At 65.2% G+C, this 14429-nt stretch carries 20 protein-coding genes; 13 read left to right on the forward strand and 7 right to left on the reverse strand.

Translation table 11 applies throughout. From position 1 onward, the window contains the following. The first annotated feature begins 7 nt into the window (after positions 1-7). The 10 genes from atpD (at position 8) to V6X30_RS08815 (ending at position 7095) form a co-directional block, all read left to right on the forward strand. On the forward strand, positions 8-1402 hold the full coding sequence (gene atpD / locus V6X30_RS08770; RefSeq protein ID WP_367984244.1) for a F0F1 ATP synthase subunit beta: 1395 nt from the start codon (positions 8-10) through the stop codon (positions 1400-1402). Beyond that, the gene (locus tag V6X30_RS08775; RefSeq protein WP_367984245.1) at positions 1399-1794 is read left to right on the forward strand and encodes a F0F1 ATP synthase subunit epsilon; all 396 of its coding nucleotides are present in this window, start codon (positions 1399-1401) and stop codon (positions 1792-1794) included. The genes atpD and V6X30_RS08775 overlap by 4 nt, the downstream gene beginning before the upstream one ends. After that, on the forward strand, positions 1791-2108 hold the full coding sequence (locus tag V6X30_RS08780; RefSeq protein ID WP_367984246.1) for an AtpZ/AtpI family protein: 318 nt from the start codon (positions 1791-1793) through the stop codon (positions 2106-2108). The genes V6X30_RS08775 and V6X30_RS08780 overlap by 4 nt, the downstream gene beginning before the upstream one ends. Further along, a complete protein-coding gene (locus V6X30_RS08785; RefSeq protein WP_367984247.1) occupies positions 2101-2397 on the forward strand; it encodes an N-ATPase subunit AtpR in 297 nt (98 codons plus the stop codon). Before V6X30_RS08780 ends, V6X30_RS08785 begins: the two co-directional genes overlap by 8 nt. Further along, positions 2394-3104, forward strand: coding sequence for a F0F1 ATP synthase subunit A (locus tag V6X30_RS08790; protein ID WP_367984248.1), 711 nt, complete (start codon positions 2394-2396; stop codon positions 3102-3104). The genes V6X30_RS08785 and V6X30_RS08790 overlap by 4 nt, the downstream gene beginning before the upstream one ends. Beyond that, positions 3097-3375 carry a F0F1 ATP synthase subunit C gene (locus V6X30_RS08795; protein ID WP_367984250.1) on the forward strand — a complete coding sequence of 93 codons (279 nt, stop codon included), beginning with the start codon at positions 3097-3099 and terminating at the stop codon, positions 3373-3375. The genes V6X30_RS08790 and V6X30_RS08795 overlap by 8 nt, the downstream gene beginning before the upstream one ends. 2 nt (positions 3376-3377) lie before the next feature. After that, the gene (locus V6X30_RS08800; protein WP_367984251.1) at positions 3378-4139 is read left to right on the forward strand and encodes a F0F1 ATP synthase subunit delta; all 762 of its coding nucleotides are present in this window, start codon (positions 3378-3380) and stop codon (positions 4137-4139) included. After that, positions 4136-5668, forward strand: a complete 1533-nt coding sequence (locus V6X30_RS08805) for an alternate F1F0 ATPase, F1 subunit alpha (RefSeq protein ID WP_367984252.1) — start codon at positions 4136-4138, stop codon at positions 5666-5668. The genes V6X30_RS08800 and V6X30_RS08805 overlap by 4 nt, the downstream gene beginning before the upstream one ends. Further along, entirely contained in the window at positions 5668-6561 is an 894-nt protein-coding gene (locus tag V6X30_RS08810) for a F0F1 ATP synthase subunit gamma (RefSeq protein WP_367984254.1), read from the forward strand. The genes V6X30_RS08805 and V6X30_RS08810 overlap by 1 nt, the downstream gene beginning before the upstream one ends. 87 nt (positions 6562-6648) lie before the next feature. Beyond that, a complete protein-coding gene (locus tag V6X30_RS08815) occupies positions 6649-7095 on the forward strand; it encodes an EF-hand domain-containing protein (RefSeq protein ID WP_367984255.1) in 447 nt (148 codons plus the stop codon). Positions 7096-7128: 33 nt separating this feature from the next. Here the strand turns inward: V6X30_RS08815 and V6X30_RS08820 are convergent, their stop codons facing one another. The 3 genes from V6X30_RS08820 to V6X30_RS08830 are packed head-to-tail and all read right to left on the reverse strand — an operon-like array spanning position 7129 to position 8811. After that, positions 7129-7872: an SDR family NAD(P)-dependent oxidoreductase gene (locus V6X30_RS08820; RefSeq protein WP_367984256.1), complete on the reverse strand. Its 744-nt coding sequence runs from the start codon at positions 7870-7872 to the stop codon at positions 7129-7131. Positions 7873-7883: 11 nt separating this feature from the next. Further along, on the reverse strand, positions 7884-8339 hold the full coding sequence (locus V6X30_RS08825) for a PAS domain-containing protein (protein WP_367984258.1): 456 nt from the start codon (positions 8337-8339) through the stop codon (positions 7884-7886). Between the two features lie 19 nt (positions 8340-8358). Continuing rightward, complete coding sequence (locus V6X30_RS08830) at positions 8359-8811, reverse strand: SRPBCC family protein (RefSeq protein WP_367984259.1); 453 nt, start codon at positions 8809-8811, stop codon at positions 8359-8361. A 134-nt stretch (positions 8812-8945) separates the two neighbouring features. Here V6X30_RS08830 and V6X30_RS08835 point away from each other — a divergent pair, with 134 nt between their 5' ends. Then, positions 8946-9452 (forward strand): DUF4864 domain-containing protein, encoded by a 507-nt coding sequence (locus tag V6X30_RS08835; protein ID WP_367984261.1) that lies wholly within the window; start codon positions 8946-8948, stop codon positions 9450-9452. Between the two features lie 58 nt (positions 9453-9510). On the opposite strand, the gene V6X30_RS08840 is transcribed toward V6X30_RS08835, so the two are convergent. Beyond that, positions 9511-9933: an organic hydroperoxide resistance protein gene (locus tag V6X30_RS08840; RefSeq protein WP_367984262.1), complete on the reverse strand. Its 423-nt coding sequence runs from the start codon at positions 9931-9933 to the stop codon at positions 9511-9513. Positions 9934-10014: 81 nt separating this feature from the next. On the opposite strand from V6X30_RS08840, the gene metC reads away from it, so the two are divergent. After that, the gene (metC, locus tag V6X30_RS08845) at positions 10015-11187 is read left to right on the forward strand and encodes a cystathionine beta-lyase (RefSeq protein WP_367984263.1); all 1173 of its coding nucleotides are present in this window, start codon (positions 10015-10017) and stop codon (positions 11185-11187) included. Positions 11188-11202: 15 nt separating this feature from the next. On the opposite strand, the gene V6X30_RS08850 is transcribed toward metC, so the two are convergent. The 3 genes from V6X30_RS08850 to V6X30_RS08860 form a co-directional block, all read right to left on the reverse strand. Beyond that, positions 11203-11601, reverse strand: coding sequence for a PAS domain-containing protein (locus V6X30_RS08850; RefSeq protein WP_367984265.1), 399 nt, complete (start codon positions 11599-11601; stop codon positions 11203-11205). 63 nt (positions 11602-11664) lie between these two features. Next, entirely contained in the window at positions 11665-12468 is an 804-nt protein-coding gene (locus tag V6X30_RS08855) for a metal ABC transporter permease (RefSeq protein WP_367984266.1), read from the reverse strand. Beyond that, the gene (locus V6X30_RS08860; protein WP_367984267.1) at positions 12458-13234 is read right to left on the reverse strand and encodes a metal ABC transporter ATP-binding protein; all 777 of its coding nucleotides are present in this window, start codon (positions 13232-13234) and stop codon (positions 12458-12460) included. The genes V6X30_RS08855 and V6X30_RS08860 overlap by 11 nt, the downstream gene beginning before the upstream one ends. A gap of 81 nt (positions 13235-13315) precedes the next feature. Between V6X30_RS08860 and V6X30_RS08865 the strand changes: the two genes are divergently transcribed. Then, positions 13316-14359 (forward strand): zinc ABC transporter substrate-binding protein, encoded by a 1044-nt coding sequence (locus V6X30_RS08865; RefSeq protein WP_367984269.1) that lies wholly within the window; start codon positions 13316-13318, stop codon positions 14357-14359. Positions 14360-14429: the final 70 nt, after the last annotated feature.

Here is a 14429-nt window from a genome sequence, read left to right on the forward strand (position 1 = left end):
GGCCTGCATGGAGGCAGCGCAAGCGTCGGCCCGATCGCTGACCGGAGAGGTCATCGGCGTCCACGGCAGTGTCGTGGACGTGCGGTTTGCTGGCGAACTCCCGGAGCGCCTTGATGCCCTGACGGCCGGTGAAGACGGCCGCATCGTTCTCGAAGTGCAGCGCCACGTCGGCGTGCATGCGGCCCGCTGCATCGCGCTTACCACGACCCGTGGGCTGGCCCGCGGCGATCGCGTCCGGGCTACCGGCGCCGGCCTGCAGACGCCAGTGGGCCGGCAACTCCTGGGCCGGATGCTGAACTGCTTTGGCGAGCCGGTCGATGGCGGCGAATCATTGGGCTCCGCTCCCCGCTCGCCCATCCATCGCGATCCGATGCCCCTCGAAGACCGGGTGACCAGCACCGAGGTCTTCACCACCGGGATCAAGGCCATTGATCTGCTCTCGCCCCTGGAACTGGGCGGCAAGGCCGGCCTGTTCGGTGGCGCCGGCGTGGGCAAGACCGTGCTGATCACTGAGCTGATCAACAACATGGTGCGAGACTATGAGGGCGTCAGTCTGTTCTGTGGCATCGGTGAGCGCAGTCGCGAGGCGGAAGAGCTCTACCGACAAATGCGGGACGCCGGCGTGCTGGATCAGACCGTCATGCTGTTCGGTCAGATGAACGAGCCGCCCGGGGCGCGTTTCCGGGTCGGTCACTCTGCCCTCACGGTCGCCGAGCATTTCCGCGACGCCGAGCAGCGAAGCGTGCTGTTGCTCATCGATAACATCTTCCGTTTTGTCCAATCGGGCATGGAGGTTTCGGGTCTGATGGGCCGGATTCCCTCGCGGGTCGGTTATCAGCCCACGCTGGCCACCGAGCTGGCGCAGCTCGAGGAGCGCATCGCAAGCTCGCGCAGTGCATCCATTACCTCGGTTCAGGCGGTCTATGTGCCCGCTGACGACATGACCGACCCCTCCGCCACGCATACTTTCTCGCACCTCTCCGCATCGCTGGTGCTTTCCCGCAACCGCGCCAGCCAGGGCCTGTATCCGGCGGTGGATCCGCTCGCCTCTGACTCGAAGATGCTCTCCGCCGAGGTGGTCGGACGCCGTCACTACGAGATTGCCCGGGCCGTGCGCCGAACGCTCTCGGAATACGAGGAGCTGAAGGACATCATCGCCATGCTGGGCCTCGAGGAGCTCTCCGCCGACGACCGCGCCACGGTCAGTCGGGCTCGGCGGCTGGAGCGGTTCCTTACGCAGCCGTTCTTCACCACCGAGCAGCTCACCGGGATGGAGGGGCGCAGCGTAAGCCTGGAAGACACCCTGTCGGGTTGTGAGCGGATCCTCGAGGACGAATTCGCGGACCATGGCGAACGCGCCTTCTACATGATCGGCCGGATCGACGAGGTGGCCAAGGGATGACGGCGGCAAGCCTGCACCTGCGGATATTCCTGCCCACCGGCGTTCTGCTGGATACCGAGACCGCCAGGGTGGTGGCGGAGTCGACGGCTGGCAGTTTCGGTGTGCTACCGCGGCACATCGACGGCGTGGCGACGTTGGCAAGCGGGATTCTCTGCTACGGCCCGTCCGGATATGCAGCGGTGGATGGCGGCACGCTGGTGAAATGCGGTGATGAGGTTCGGGTGTCGACTCCCCAGGCCATGCTCGGTGATTCGCTCGAGTCGCTCATGAGCGTGGTGACCGAGCGTTTCCGCGTCCGGGACGAAGCCGAGCGCCTGACCCGCAGTGCGCTGGCAAGGCTGGAGGCTGGAACCCTGCGGCGCCTTCAGGACATGGAGGGCTGGCCGGGATGAGCCGCCGGCCCGAAGAGCGCGAGCGTGATCGCCGTGAACGCGATCTGCAGTGGCAGGTCGCCCGGCGGGCGCGACGTCGCCTGGCCGCTCGGCGCGCGCGGGACGAAGGCGTCTGGTTCTGGCTGGGCATGTTTGGTCTGGTGGGGTGGTCGATCGCCATCCCCACCGTGGCCGGCACAGCCATCGGGCTCTGGCTGGATGGTCACTTCCCCGGACAGCCGTCGTGGACCATCACGCTGATGCTGGTGGGTGTGGTGTTGGGCTGTCTGATGGCGTGGCGCTGGATCCGGGAGGAACGCGTGGATGATGAGTGACGGACTCACGCTGTCATGGCCCGCACTGACGGGCGGTCTGGTGTTGGGCATGCTGCTGGCCGTGATCTACTTGATGGCACTGGCGCGCAGTGTGCGCGGACTGGTTGTCTCCCGGTATCCGGGTCGCCGCCTTCTGCTCGGGACTCTGCTCCGGCTGCTTCTGATGGGCGCGGTGTTCGGCGGCCTGCTCTATGCCGGTGACGCCCTGCAGGCGCTGGCGGCGGTGGCGGGCTTCGTGATCGTCCGCACGGCGGTTGTCCGTTGGCAGATGATACGGGAGGACGCATGACGATCAGTCCCGACCAGATCATTCTGTTCGAGCTTGGTTTCTGGACGATCAATGCCACCGTCGTGGTCACCTGGGGCATCATGGCGGCGCTTACGCTGGGTGCCTGGCTGATTACCCGCCGCATCTCGGATGCCACCGAGATCTCCCGCTGGCAGAACCTGCTCGAGGTCCTCGTGAGCGGGCTGCGCGACCAGATCGCGGCCGTCAGCCGGCAGCGGCCGGGCCGCTACCTGCCTTTTGTCGGTACGCTGTTCATCTTCATTCTGGTGTCCAATCTGCTGCATCTGGTGCCGGGCCTCATTCCGCCCACCGGTTCCCTTTCCACCACGGTGGCCCTGGCCCTCTGCGTATTCGTCGCCGTCCCGGTGTTCGGTATCGCTCACGAGGGCGTGACCGGTTATCTGCGCCAGTACATGCGGCCCACACCCCTCATGCTGCCTTTCAATATCATCAGCGAGCTTTCCCGCACGGTGGCGCTCGCCGTCCGGCTTTACGGCAACATCATGAGCGGGACGGTGATCGCCGGTATTCTGCTCAGCCTGGCACCGTTCGTCTTCCCCGTGCTGATGCAGTTGCTCGGGCTCATCACCGGCGTCATCCAGGCTTATATCTTTGCCATTCTGGCCATGGTGTACATCGCCTCGGCGAGTAGCGTCCGCCGCGGCCGCGAGCCAGCCAGCCAAACGGAGGAAAATGCCAATGGATAGCACCGCGCTCATCGCGATGGTTTCCATCTTCACTGCGGGAATAACGATTGCCGTCGGCGCCATCGGCCCGGCTCTGGGGGAAGGTCGGGCCGTGGCGCAGGCACTGGCTGCCATTGCCCAGCAGCCCGACGAGGCCGGCACCATTACGCGGACTCTCTTCGTCGGGCTTGCCATGATCGAGTCGACGGCCATTTACTGCTTTGTGGTGGCCATGATCCTGATCTTCGCCAATCCGTTCTGGAATCAGCTGGGCGCCGCTGCCGGGGGCTGATCATGGATATCGACTGGGTGACGGTGGCCGCACAGGTCGTCAATTTCCTGATTCTGGTCTTTCTGCTGAAACGCTTCCTCTACAACCCGGTGATCCAGGTCATGGACCGCCGGGAGCAGCGCATCAGCGATCGGCTTGAGCGGGCCCGTTCTCGGGAAGAGGAGGCCGAGTCGCTTGCCGAGGATTACGAGCAGGCCCAGCAGGCGCTGGCCGCGGAGCGTGACCGTCAGCTCGAGGCGGCGCGGCAGGAGGCGGAAACGACGCGGCAGCGGTTGATCGACGAGGCGCGCTCCGAGGTGGCGGCGCGGCGCCAGCAATGGCGTGAGGCGCTGTCCTTGGAGCAGGAACGGGTCGAGCATGCGCTGCATCGCCAGGTGGTGGAATCGGTCACCGATATCGCCCGCCAGGTGTTGGACGACCTCGCTGGCGAGTCGCTCGAGGACAGGATCCTCGAGCGCTTCATCGCGCGTCTGGAGGCGGACGGCGATGTCAGCCAGGACGATCTCGCCTCCCTGCTGGATGAAAAGGGCAGCCTGCTTGTGCGCAGTCGCTTCGAAATCGGCGAGGCGGCCCGGACACGGCTGTCCGAGGCGCTCGAAAACCGGCTGGGTCGGGCGCCGGAGCTTCGCGTCGAGACCGATGACTCGCTCATCTGCGGGATCGCCCTCGAGGGGCAGGGCCAGCGGATCGGCTGGTCCATCGACGGTTACCTGGACAGGGTCGACCGGCAGCTCGGCAATCTGCTGGAGCGGGTGATGACATGACGGCGCTCAGCAGTCTGCCATCCAGTCTCCAGCAGCTGGTCCATGACGCGCTTGAGCGGATCGAGCCGCGGCCCGGTCACGAGGATATCGGCATCATTACCGCCGTCGGTAATGGCGTGGCCCGAGTCAGGGGCCTGCACCACATCGCGGCGGAATCCCTCGTTGCCCTGCCGGGTGGCGTGCTGGGTATCGCCCTCGATCTTGACGAGGACGAACTGGGTGTCATCCTGCTGGGCGACGACGCCCATTTGAGTGCCGGTCAGGAAGTACGCGCCCTGGACCGGCTTGTTGACACGCCGGTGGGGGATGCGCTGCTGGGCCGGGTCCTCGATGCGTCGGGGACAGCGCGGGATGGTCGCGGCGCGATTTCAGCCGACACGCGCTGGCCGGTGGAGCGCGAGGCGCCGCCCATCATGGCCCGGGCACCGGTGGAGACGCCCCTGCAGACGGGCTTGAAGGCGGTGGATGCCCTCGTGCCTATCGGTCGCGGTCAGCGTGAGCTCATCGTCGGCGACCGCCAGACCGGCAAGACCGCCATCGCCATCGCCAGCCTGGTCAACCAGGCCGATACCGATGTCATCGGTATCTACTGCGCGATCGGTCAACGCGGAACCGCCGTCGCCCGGGTGATTGATGATCTGCGTGATGCGGGGGTCATGGATCAGACCGTGGTCATGGTCGCGGCCGGCGAGGATCCACCCGGACTGCAGTATATAACGCCCTATGCCGCCATGACGGTGGCGGAGTATTTCCGCGAACAGGGGCGGGATGTGGTGCTGGTGCTGGACGATCTCACCCGTCATGCCCGTGCTTATCGCGAGCTCTCGCTGCTGCTGCGTCGCCCGCCGGGGCGGGAGGCCTATCCCGGCGACATTTTCTATGTCCACTCGCGGCTGCTGGAGCGGGCGACCCACCTCCGTGACAGCCACGGGGGCGGTTCGATGACGGCCCTGCCGATCGTCGAAACCCAGGCCGAGGATATTTCCGCCTACATCCCGACCAATCTGATCTCCATCACCGATGGCCAGATCTACCTGTCCCCCCGCCTGTTCCGGAAGGGCCTGATGCCTGCCGTGGATGTCGGGCGTTCGGTCTCCCGGGTAGGCGGCAAGACCCAGCTGCCGGCCTACCGGGCGGTGGCGGGCGACCTGCGGCTGGCCTACTCGCAGTTCGAGGAGTTGGAAACCTTCTCGCGTTTCGCCACCCGACTCGACGAGGAGACCCGACAACAGATCACCCGTGGCCGGCGTGTGCGCGAGATCCTCAAGCAGGGCCGCCTGCGGACGCTGAGCGTGCCGGAGCAGATCATTGCGCTACAGGCGGCGAACCTCGGGATTTTCGACCCTGTGGACGTGGAGGCGGTCCAGGACCTTGCCGAGTGCCTCCGACAGCACGCCCTGCCACGCCTTGATGATCTGGCTGAGCGCATGGCGGCGGGTGAGTCGTTGGAGACGGATGACTGGGACAGGCTCGAGACGGTTCTGAGGGAGTGCGCCGAGCAGTGGCGCAATGGACGCGGGGCGGATTGATGGAGACCCAGGAAGCGCTCCGCCACCAGCTCGACTCTCTCGGCGATCTGCAGTCCATCGTGCGCACGATGAAAGCCTTGTCGGCGTCCAGCATCCGGGAGTACGAGCAGGCCATGGAGGCCCTGCGGCAATATGAAAACACCATCGAACTCGGTTTTGCCGCCGCCCTTCGCGACCATCCCGGCTGGCAGATGGACACCCGTCCCCCCAGCATTCATGGCCGTGATGGCGTCGCGGTGGTATTCGGTAGCGATCACGGGCTCTGTGGGCGGTTCAACGAGCAGATTGCGGCACATTTTGTCGATCGCATGGCCCACGCGGGCAGCCGGGCCCCGGAACATCCGCGCCTGCTGGTAGTGGGAGTGCGGCTTGCGCCTGTTCTCGGGGCGCATGGCTTTGAAGCGGATGAAGTGCTCGAACTCCCGGCGACCGTCGAGGAAATCACCGCGACGGTTCAGACCATCATCCAGCGCATCGATCGCTGGCAGCCCGCCGGACCTGCCCGGTCGGTGCATGTCTTCCACAACCGGCCGGGCCGACAGCTGCAGAGTCAGCCGACCGACCGGCGCCTGCTGCCGCTGGCACTGCAACGGCTACAGCAGATGGGACGCCGTGAATGGCCGGGCCCGCGGTTGCCGCGGGCATTCATGGCCGAGCCGACCCTGTTGTCCGCGCTGACCCGGGAATATCTCCTCGTGCGGCTGTTTCGGGCCTGCGCCGGCTCGCAGACCAGCGAACATGCCAGCCGACTGAGTGCGATGCAGCGGGCCGAATCGAATCTCGACGAGCGTATCGAGTCGCTCACGGGGCGCTTCCGCCGGCTGCGGCAGGATGCCATCACCAGCGAGTTGCTGGATGTGGTTTCGGGCTTCGGGGCGGTGCAGTCGGATTGAGCCTGGTCAATTCCATTAAGGAACGACCGGGCCCGCAACCGACTCGAACCCCGGACATGCCGACAAGCAACATCAATGGGGGTATCAATGCGTAATGCACTATTCGCACTGACGCTGACCGTCAGCGTAACGGCGACCACCGCAGTGGCCTCGGAGGGCGATGCACCACTGCCGCCCGGTGAGCGGTTCCTCGGTGTCTGGGACCTGAACGGAAACGGGACGGCCACCCTGGATGAACTCCAGACCATGCGGGGTCGGGTCTTCGATAGTTTCGATAGAAACGGCGACGGCGTGCTCGACGAAAGCGAGTATGTGGCCTTTGACGATGCGCGCGCCGGCGATGTCGAGGGTTATGAGGGAGAGAACCGTGAGCTGATGCAGCGGATAACCGATGGCATGAGCCTGTCCGTTTCCGATGCCGATGGTGACGGCGTTGTCCAGCGCGAAGAGTTCCTGGTCGGTGCCGAGGATTGGCTGCGGGATCTGGACACCAACGGTGACGGCGTGATCACTGCCGCAGACTTTCCCGGCTGAGGGTCGCCGCCACCGCTGCCTACGTCTTCACGGTCAGGACTTGCCGGCCGTGAAGCCGCCGTCCACCAGCAGATCGGCGCCGGTAATGAAGCTGGCCTCGTCGCTGAGCAGGAACACCGTCGCTGCCGCGATCTCCTCGGGCCGGCCCAGGCGTTTCATGGCATGAAACTGCTTCAGGCCTTCGATGGCCTCCTCATCCAGCACCTCAAGGATGGGCGTCTGGATATAGCCCGGGGAGATGCTGTTCACCCGGACGCCATCAAGGGCGGTCTCCACCGCCAGGGTCCGGGTGAAGTTGAGCACACCGCCCTTGGCCGCGCTGTAGGCGGGTGTCTGTGACTGGCCCAGGTGGCCCAGGATAGAGGCACAGTTGACGATACTGCCATGTCCCTGCTTCTGCATGATCTGCAGCGCCTGCCGGGCGACCTTGAAGACGCCGGTCAGATTGATGTCGATGACTTTCTGCCAGTCATCGTCACTGCACTCGGCGCTGGGCGTGATGGCCCCGATGCCGGCGTTGTTGAACACGCCATCGACACCACAGAAATCGGCAGTCGTCTGGAACAAGGCCTCGACGGCCTGCGTATCGGTGACATCCGTCTCCACGAACCGGGCCCGGTCGGCCCCCAGCTCCTTTGCCAGGGCCTCGCCCTGCTCGCGGTTCAGGTCGGCGATCACCGCACGGCCGCCTTCTTCGATGATCCGCCGCACGGTGGCCTCACCGATGCCGCTCGCACCGCCGGTGACGATGATTCCCTTGCCCTCGAGTCGCGTCATGCGGGTCTCCTTCAGCTGTCTGCGCTTCGATCCAGCAGCATGGCCATGCGCTCCGCCTCTTCGCGGGCCGTGACCAGCTTGCTGATGTCGTATTGGACGCCCAGGTAGTAGAGGAGTTTCCCGTGCTCGTCGCGCAGGGGCTGAATGGTCAACTGATTATGGAAAAGCTCACCGGTTTTTCGGTAGTTGCGCAGCGTCACCTCGGTGCGTGAACCGCTCTGCAGGGCGTCGCGGATCGTCTGCAGACCGGGCTGGTCGCGATCATCGCCATGCAGAAAGCGGCAGTTGCGACCGATGATCTCGTCCTGGCTGTAACCCGTCATCTCGGTGAAGACCTGGTTCGCGAACACGATCGGGTTATCGGGCTGGTCCGGGTCCGAAAGGGTGATCCCGTTCACACAGGTATCGAGGATCTGGGTCAGAACGCTGGGAATGATGCAGGGGTCTTTTTCTGGCTGGAATTCCATAGGCTTGCCCTGTTGTGGCTCAATCTGCCGGGGTCTCGGTTTCAATCAGTATCTTCAGGTTTCCGGTGACACGCTCGACACCGCCCTGCACCGCATGTTGGATCAGTTTTTCGAAGGGTCGGAAGGCAAGGCCGAGCCGACCGAGCTCGAACGAGAACACCAGGCGCGTGCGTTGGGGCGACTGAGGCTGTAGACGGAACTCGATGCCGTACGGATCCTTCAGGCCTCGGAAGGCGACATAGTGCGGGCGTTCCAGGCTGACAACCTGGAAGTCGGTGGCGGTTCGCCGACCCTGGTCCACTCGCACCTGGCGGGCTTTCCAGCCGGGCGTGAGGGGCCCTTCGCTCAGAGGCTTGAGGCTTTTCACCTCCGGCGACCAGCGCGGGTAGTTGACGAGGAAGTCCTCCACCACGAAGGCAAAGATGGCTTCGGGCGGCCGCTCGATCATCACGGTGGATTCGGTGCTGATCATGTTTCACTCGACACTGGACACCCCTGGGCGTTATCCCGCACCTTAACCCCTGCGGGGTGGATACCGAAATAGCGGTGACTACCCCCGCGCTCCGCAACAGGCCGGTCCGCCCGGCCGAGAGGGAGGCCAAGACCATGTCCTTTCACGGCGCCGATTCCATCCGTCATCCGGCGGGGCTTCTGCTGCTCGTCTGCGTACTGACCCTGTCGGTGGCAGGAGCGCAGGAAGGCCCCGCGGCGGACCGACTGCTTGAGCCCAGTCCCGAACGCTCGGCACGGGAAGTCATCACGATCCAGCTGGACGCACTCAGCGATAACGATCAGCCCGAAACCAATGCGGGTATCGAACAGGTGTGGGCGTTTGCTCACCCCCGCAACCGCGTGATCACCGGCCCGCTGTCGCGCTTCACCCGCATGCTCCGGGGGCCGGGTTACGGGATGCTCATCAATCACTTGAGTTATGAGATCACGGAGATCCGTCGGACCGGGCGGACGGCGGTCTACCAGGTCAAGGTCCTCTCGCGGGACGGCGGTTTCTATCGTTTCCGGTGGCGGCTCGAGAAGGCCGCCCAGCCGGGCGGCCCGGCGTGGATGACCACTCGGGTAACGCCGGCAGAACAGACCGGCGAGCAGCTCTCCTGAGCGGGGTATGCCGCAGTCATCCGGACGCTGCCCGGGCGACTGCAGCGATGCGGCAGGCTTAAGCGAGCGTCGTGGTGACGTCGATGTTGCCCTGCGTGGCATACGAATACGGGCAGACGACGTGGGCCTTTTCCACCAGCTTTTCCGCCTCGGCCGATTCGACACCCGGGAGCTCCACAGACAGATCGACGCCAATGGCAAACCCCTGGCCGTCGTCGCGCTTGCCTAGCGACACGGTGGCGGTCACCTTGGTTTCGGCGGGCACCTTGATACCCTCCTGGCCGCCCACGAACTGCATTGCCCCCAGGAAGCAGGCCGAATACCCGCAGGCGAAAAGCTGCTCGGGGTTTGTGCCCTCGCCACCCGGGCCGCCCAGCTCCTTCGGTGCGGTCAGTCTGACATCCAGCGAACCGTCTGCCGTCGCGGCATGGCCATCGCGGCCACCGGTTGCCGTTCCCGTGGTGGTATAGAGTACTTCCATCGTTCCGCTCCTCTTGCGTGACTGTTGCGCCTCACCATACACGGCGTTGGCCGCCGGCATCAGCCCTGCCATGATAGGGGTATGAAACGTGGAACCCGACTCGTGCATTCGGCACGACCGCCCTATGCGGACGGACGTCGTCCGGTGAACCCGCCCCTGGTTCGGGCCTCCACCGTGGATTTTGAATCCATGGCCGCCATGTCAGCGGCACAGCACCCTGGCATTGAGGGCGCGCAGTCTTTCACCTATGGCGTGCGCGGCACGCCCACCACGTTTGCTCTTGAGACACTGATTACCGAACTCGAGAACGGCGATGGCACCAAGCTTTATAGCTCGGGGCTCGAGGCGATCGCGGCGGTGCTGCTCGCCTTCCTGCGCCCCGGCGATCATCTGCTGGTGGTGGACACCGTCTACTCGCCCGTACGCCAGCTACTGGAGCGTTTCCTGCGTGAGCGGGGCGTCCACTTCGATTTCTACAGCCCGCGCGAATCGGATCTCTCACGCCTGATCAAGCCGGCCACGCGCATGATCTATACCGAAACGCCGGGTTCGGTCACGATGGAGCTGCAGGACATCGCCGCCATCGCCGAGACCGCGCGTCGCCATGGCGACATCCTTGTCGCCTGCGACAACACCTGGGCCTCGGGTTTCTGCTATCGGCCGCTGGATCACGGCGCCGATCTGTCCATCGTCGCGGGTACCAAGTACCTTGGCGGGCATTCCGACGTGCTGATGGGGTCCGTGACGGCGAGCGGGAACGCCTTCGAGACGCTGCACGAGACCAGCGTCCTGCTGGGCCTTGCCGTCTCCACCGATGATGCGGCGCTGGTGTTGCGCGGCGCCCGCACACTGCATATCCGCTATCCCGCCCATGCCCGTCGTGCCCTTGCCGTTGCCGAGTGGCTGGCGGATCGCGAGGAGGTGGCTGCCGTCCATTATCCACCCCTGCCGGAGAGTCCGGATCATGCCCTGTGGGCGTCACGGTTCGATGGGGCGGCAGGGCTTTTCAGCGTTGAGCTGACAACCGCCTGGCAGGATCGGGTGAGTGCCTTCGTGGATGGCCTGTCACTGTTCGGTCGCGGCGCCTCCTGGGGTGGCTTCGAGAGCCTTGCGCTACCCTGCAGTCTGAAAGGCAATCGCAGCGTGGATGACTGGAGTGGTCGCGGGCCGCTGGTGCGGCTGCAGATTGGCCTGGAGGATGCCGAGGATCTGATCGCTGACCTGGCGCAGGCACTGGACGGCGCCCGCGGCTGAGATCCGCCGAACCGCTCAGATGGCGCCGGTCACGTCGTGCTGGACCGCCACATAGTGGGTCGTTCGCCCGTCCTGACGGACCGGGATCACATTCCACTCGATAATGAACTCGTTGCCGTCCTTGCGGTAGTTCACCGTTTCGCCGTGGAAAATCTCCCCGCGACGGATCTGCTCGGCGAGACGCTGTAGCACGGCTCTTTCCGTGTTCGGCCCCTGCAGCATGCCCGGGCTCCGGCCCAGCACCTCGCTCGCCGCATAGCCGGTCATCTCCGTGAAGGCATCGTTGACGTAGATGATCGGTCCAGCGCCGCCATCCTCGGTGGCTTCCGTAATGGTGATGGCATTGAACGAGTGATCGGCGGCTGTCCGGAACAGCGTGTTGCCGAGTGCCTCGTCGATGTCTTTGTCGTCCATGTGAGAATCCCTGCCTGCTGGCCAGTGACGGGTCCGATAACCTCCCAGCCCCGTCAGCCCCTGTCAATCACGCGATCCGCCCCCTTCGACGCGGGCTGCCGTGTTCAGCACGGCGAACAGGATGGCCGCGACGCAGACGATGGTCGGGCCGGTGGGCGTATCCAGATTCCAGGATCCCCATAACCCCCCGAGTACCGAGATGATGCCAAGCCCCGCGGCGATGAGTGCCATCCGCTCTGGGGTGGCGCTGAATGGCCGTGCCGTGGCCGCCGGGATGATCAGCAGGGCGGCGATCAGCAGAACACCGACCACCTTGATGGCCACCGCCACCACGATGGCCAGGGCCACCGTCAGAATGAGGCTCTCGCGCCGGGGGTCATAGCCCTCGGCATGGGCGAGCTCCTCGCTGACCGTCGCCAGCAGGAGGGGCTGCCAGCGCCACAGCGTGAGCCCCAGGACCAGGAGCGAACCGCTCCAGATGATCCCGAGGTCGGTGCGCCCTACCGCCAGGATGTCGCCGAACAGATAGGCCATCAGGTCGATACGCACATCGGTCAGGAACGATACGGCCACCAGCCCGAAGGCGAGGGAGGAATGGGCCATGACGCCGAGCAGGGTGTCCATGGCATAACCGCGATGACTCAGCAGGGTGACCGAGACGGCCATCAGCAGCGATACGGCGAGGACACCGGCGAACACGGACATCGACAGGGCGAGCGACAGCGCGACGCCAAGCACGGCGGCATGGGCAGTGGCCGCACCGAAGAAGGCCATTCGTCGCCAGACCACGAAGCAGCCGAGCGGCGCGGCGGCCACCACGACGCCCAGTCCGGCGAGCGCGGCGCGCACCATGAAGTCATCCAGCATGTTCGTCCTCCCGTTCGTGCTCGTGAGGATGCTTGTGGGGGTCATGCCGGAAGATGGCCAGTGCCTCCTCGTCGTCCGTGCCGAACAGGGCGCGATATTCGGGCGCCGCCGTGACCGCCTCCGGGTGACCCTGGCAGCAGATGTGATGGTTCAGGCAAATGACCCGATCGGCGGCGCGCATCACCACATGCAGGTCATGGCTGACCATCAGGATGCCGCAGCCGAGCTGGTCGCGGATTTCCTCGAGCTGTCGGTAGAAATCGGCGGTACCGGTCTGATCAAGGCCCTGTGAGGCCTCGTCGAGCATTAACAGACCCGGCTCGTCCATCAGCGCTCGGGCCATCAGTGCCCGCTGGAACTGGCCGCCGGAGAGCGCCGACATGGCCGCGTCGGCCCGACCGGGAATGCCCGCCCGTGCCAGCGCCTGATCAATCGCATGCCGGCTATGCCGCTGGGGCAGATTGAGGAAACGCCGGACGCTGAGCGGCAGGGTCGGGTCGATGTGCAGGCGCTGCGGGACATAACCGACCCGCAGCCCCGGCGCCCGACGGATTCGTCCGCTGTCGAGGGGCATGGCGCCGATCAGCGCACGCAGCAGCGTTGACTTGCCCGAGCCATTGGGGCCAACCACCGTCACGATCTCGCCTGCAGACAGGCTGAGCTCGATATTCTCGAGGATATGCCGGCCACCGATGTGGACATTCACACCGGCGGCTTCAATCAGTGGTTGCTGGGGATTCGCCATGATGGGGCTGGACAGTGCCATAGCCGGGGCTTCTCGGAAAGCGGATTAATGGTGTTATGGTATAACATTCCATTACCGATCGTCTTCCCCGGGAGGTTGCCCATGCCTGATCAACGTTTACCTGCGTCCGTCCGCCGCCTGCGACTGACCCTCACCTTCCTGCTCCTTGCCGTCGCGCTCCCCGCGGTGGCGGTACCGAATGTCGCCACCGATGTCACGCCGGTGCATTCGCTGGTCAGCCAGGTCATGGAAGGCGTCGGCGAACCGCGGCTGGTGATCCAGCGCGGTGCCTCGCCGCACAGCTACGCGATGCGACCGTCGGAGGCCGCTGCCCTGGAGAATGCCAACGTCGTTTTCTGGGTGGGCGAAGAACTCACACCCTGGCTGGGCCACGCGCTGGGCAATCTGGCGCCCGATGCCAGGCAAGTGGCGTTGCTGCACGCCGAGGGAACGCTACGGCACGCCTTCCGGGAGCGCGTGCTGACCGAGACGGCGGGTCATGAAAATCACGACCATGCCGACGAGCATGGTCATGACGCCGAGGAACATGACACCCACGGCCATGACGATCATGCCGAGGAGGTCGATGATCATCATGGCCATGATCATGCGGGTCATGCCCATGGAGGCATCGATCCCCACGCCTGGCTCGATCCGGTCAATGCCCGCCGCTGGCTGGCCGTGATCGCCGAGACACTGGCCGAGGAGGATCCGGCCAATGCGCCGATTTACCGCCGCAATGCCGAGGCGGGCCAGGCGGAGATCGACGCCCTCCTGGAGCATGTCCAGGGTGAGGTCTCACCGGTGCATGAGCAGGCCTTCATTGTTTTCCATGACGCCTATCAGTACTACGAGCGCCGTTTCGACATGAACACGGTGGGGGCCATCTCTCTGAGCGATGCCACCGACCCGAGCCCGGCGCACCTTGCCGAAATCCGCGAAATCGTCGGCGAATATGACGTGCAATGCGTCTTTGCCGAGCCGCAGTTCAATCCGGCGCTGGTCGACACGGTACTGGACGGGACATCGGCGCGCACCGGCGTTCTCGATCCCCTGGGCAGCGACATTGCCACCGGGCCGGATTTCTACCCGACGCTGATCCGGCAGCTCACCGATCGGCTGGTGTCCTGCCTGGCGGGAAGTTGACGGGACGATCGGGCCATCCACCGGCAATGGGGCAGGCGGAGCCGTGGGCAGCAAGGTAGAATGTCGCCCT

The sequence above is a fragment of the Spiribacter sp. 1M189 genome (genome assembly GCF_040838345.1).
Lineage (GTDB): Bacteria > Pseudomonadota > Gammaproteobacteria > Nitrococcales > Nitrococcaceae > Spiribacter > Spiribacter insolitus.

What these genes read in the sequence shown, in the direction of transcription:
- V6X30_RS08795 (WP_367984250.1), top strand. Translation starts at nt 3,097, where the DNA reads ATGGATAGCACCGCGCTCATCGCGATGGTTTCCATCTTCACTGCGGGA.
- V6X30_RS08860 (WP_367984267.1), bottom strand. Translation starts at nt 13,234, where the DNA reads ATGGCACTGTCCAGCCCCATCATGGCGAATCCCCAGCAACCACTGATT.
- V6X30_RS08775 (WP_367984245.1), top strand. Translation starts at nt 1,399, where the DNA reads ATGACGGCGGCAAGCCTGCACCTGCGGATATTCCTGCCCACCGGCGTT.
- V6X30_RS08835 (WP_367984261.1), top strand. Translation starts at nt 8,946, where the DNA reads ATGTCCTTTCACGGCGCCGATTCCATCCGTCATCCGGCGGGGCTTCTG.
- V6X30_RS08830 (WP_367984259.1), bottom strand. Translation starts at nt 8,811, where the DNA reads ATGATCAGCACCGAATCCACCGTGATGATCGAGCGGCCGCCCGAAGCC.
- V6X30_RS08815 (WP_367984255.1), top strand. Translation starts at nt 6,649, where the DNA reads ATGCGTAATGCACTATTCGCACTGACGCTGACCGTCAGCGTAACGGCG.
- metC (WP_367984263.1), top strand. Translation starts at nt 10,015, where the DNA reads ATGAAACGTGGAACCCGACTCGTGCATTCGGCACGACCGCCCTATGCG.
- V6X30_RS08810 (WP_367984254.1), top strand. Translation starts at nt 5,668, where the DNA reads ATGGAGACCCAGGAAGCGCTCCGCCACCAGCTCGACTCTCTCGGCGAT.
- V6X30_RS08780 (WP_367984246.1), top strand. Translation starts at nt 1,791, where the DNA reads ATGAGCCGCCGGCCCGAAGAGCGCGAGCGTGATCGCCGTGAACGCGAT.
- V6X30_RS08865 (WP_367984269.1), top strand. Translation starts at nt 13,316, where the DNA reads ATGCCTGATCAACGTTTACCTGCGTCCGTCCGCCGCCTGCGACTGACC.
- V6X30_RS08850 (WP_367984265.1), bottom strand. Translation starts at nt 11,601, where the DNA reads ATGGACGACAAAGACATCGACGAGGCACTCGGCAACACGCTGTTCCGG.
- V6X30_RS08840 (WP_367984262.1), bottom strand. Translation starts at nt 9,933, where the DNA reads ATGGAAGTACTCTATACCACCACGGGAACGGCAACCGGTGGCCGCGAT.
- V6X30_RS08825 (WP_367984258.1), bottom strand. Translation starts at nt 8,339, where the DNA reads ATGGAATTCCAGCCAGAAAAAGACCCCTGCATCATTCCCAGCGTTCTG.
- V6X30_RS08785 (WP_367984247.1), top strand. Translation starts at nt 2,101, where the DNA reads ATGAGTGACGGACTCACGCTGTCATGGCCCGCACTGACGGGCGGTCTG.
- V6X30_RS08790 (WP_367984248.1), top strand. Translation starts at nt 2,394, where the DNA reads ATGACGATCAGTCCCGACCAGATCATTCTGTTCGAGCTTGGTTTCTGG.
- V6X30_RS08820 (WP_367984256.1), bottom strand. Translation starts at nt 7,872, where the DNA reads ATGACGCGACTCGAGGGCAAGGGAATCATCGTCACCGGCGGTGCGAGC.
- V6X30_RS08805 (WP_367984252.1), top strand. Translation starts at nt 4,136, where the DNA reads ATGACGGCGCTCAGCAGTCTGCCATCCAGTCTCCAGCAGCTGGTCCAT.
- V6X30_RS08800 (WP_367984251.1), top strand. Translation starts at nt 3,378, where the DNA reads ATGGATATCGACTGGGTGACGGTGGCCGCACAGGTCGTCAATTTCCTG.
- atpD (WP_367984244.1), top strand. Translation starts at nt 8, where the DNA reads ATGGAGGCAGCGCAAGCGTCGGCCCGATCGCTGACCGGAGAGGTCATC.
- V6X30_RS08855 (WP_367984266.1), bottom strand. Translation starts at nt 12,468, where the DNA reads ATGCTGGATGACTTCATGGTGCGCGCCGCGCTCGCCGGACTGGGCGTC.